The organism is Brevundimonas sp. 01N35, from assembly GCF_056399785.1.
This window is the reverse complement of record NZ_JBFTRZ010000030.1, coordinates 1-1,054: the sequence shown is the minus strand read 5'-3', so window position 1 is coordinate 1,054 and position 1,054 is coordinate 1. Positions and strand designations below refer to the sequence as shown.

Genomic DNA, 1,054 nt, shown 5'->3' with positions numbered 1-1,054 from the left:
CCCTATTGATCGTCCGCAAATACCCCTAGCCGAGGTCGGCAGAGCTCAACTTCCGCTTCCCGCCCCTAGCCGAAGTTCCGAACGTCCGCTTGTCAGCGGCGCGGTCAATGTCCGGTTCCAGGCTGGGTGCCTATTTCGCAAACCGACCCATAGGCGACGTTCAGTGATCGTCGCCGAATAAATCTAAGCCCCACGCAATCCCACACTCTCCGAGGCAGAGCATGTCCTCCGCATCCAACCAGATGCCGCATTGGCTATCGCCTTGGTGATACAGACCACCATAGAGCGTCACTTCCTTTGGCTGGACGCGCTCGCGTAGCGACTGAAACGCCTTAGCGCGTCCTCGCACTGCGCCGACCAAGACCTTCACTGCATCGTCATGGTCGGCACCGCCCGTGAGACGATCAGGGTGTGCTTCAAGCCACCAGCCATTGAATTTCGCCACGCGTCCTGAGCGCGTCACATCGCCCGCACGGACGACAGACGTCGGCTGGATGTCGAGAATGTCGGTGACGATTTGCGGGTCGCCGTCAAAGCCTGTGATCCCGAGCGTAAGCATACTGCGACCATATCACCTACAGTGTGGGCGGTCAGGTCTCAGGTGGTCCTCGACGGAGCGCGCCGACAACCATCAGCCCCACCGCTATCCAAAAGCCGAGGACTAGCGGCGCAACGAAAAAGCCAGCGGCCAGCGCCCCGCCCTGATGCCAAAGCATCGCAAAAACCGCGACGACGATCCCCATCAAGATAACGCCGAGCCACATGAGCATTCGCATTGGCAATCATCCTTCGTGGCCCGATCCTAGTGGCGCGTTCGACTGCTAACCACCCCTAGCTGAAGTTGGGGGTGTCCGCTCTCGGGCCGTCTGGCCAAGGTCCGATTTCGGGCAGGATGCCTACGACGCAAATCGACCCGTAGGAGACATCACCGGCCCCACATCCTGTAGGGACATTCAATGACTTGGTTCGGCAAAACGCGACGGGCTGTGTCGTATTCCGCGCAAAGTTTCTGGACCCGCCGATCTTCCATGATCATCGACCCCGCGATGACGAC

2 protein-coding genes are annotated in these 1,054 nt (G+C 60.0%); both read right to left on the bottom strand.

Annotation, left to right across the window (positions count from 1 at the left end; all coding sequences use genetic code 11):
• Positions 1–160: 160 nt before the first annotated feature.
• Positions 161–559 carry a DUF4279 domain-containing protein gene (locus tag AC1DJ5_RS14625; protein ID WP_477021070.1) on the bottom strand — a complete coding sequence of 133 codons (399 nt, stop codon included), beginning with the start codon at positions 557–559 and terminating at the stop codon, positions 161–163.
• A 31-nt stretch (positions 560–590) separates the two neighbouring features.
• Complete coding sequence (locus AC1DJ5_RS14620) at positions 591–776, bottom strand: hypothetical protein (protein WP_477021069.1); 186 nt, start codon at positions 774–776, stop codon at positions 591–593.
• Between the last annotated feature and the right edge of the window lie 278 nt (positions 777–1,054).

Coding starts and splice junctions, on each gene's coding strand:
- AC1DJ5_RS14620 (WP_477021069.1), bottom strand. CDS start 776: ATGCGAATGCTCATGTGGCTCGGCGTTATCTTGATGGGGATCGTCGTC.
- AC1DJ5_RS14625 (WP_477021070.1), bottom strand. CDS start 559: ATGCTTACGCTCGGGATCACAGGCTTTGACGGCGACCCGCAAATCGTC.